General features: G+C 45.2%; 1 pseudogene. It reads left to right on the forward strand.

The features are described 5' to 3' along the window. Positions 1–31: 31 nt before the first annotated feature. Positions 32–259 (forward strand): annotated as a pseudogene (locus HBA93_RS21950) (O-methyltransferase); the annotation flags it as partial.

Raw genomic sequence — 259 nt, forward strand, 5'->3', positions numbered from 1 at the left:
CTTGGGTTCCATTCGTTTTAAGGAGCCTGCAATGACACATTTTACTTCCCCCGAAATATCCTCTCTGCTTAAGCAGCTTTTTGCTGATGCCGATGAAGCAGAAGTATTATATGACCAGCAAATAGCGGGTAGCACATTTGAAGCCGGCAAAATCAACCGTGCTGACTATAGGGGTTTTTATACTTTGCTCAAAGATCAGCCCCTAGCTGTATCTCGTGAAACCGGTGTTCTTCTTTATATGCTCGCTCGTGCTGTCGGT

The sequence above is a fragment of the Ochrobactrum sp. SFR4 genome (assembly GCF_019730395.1).
In the GTDB taxonomy this organism is placed as follows: domain Bacteria; phylum Pseudomonadota; class Alphaproteobacteria; order Rhizobiales; family Rhizobiaceae; genus Pseudochrobactrum.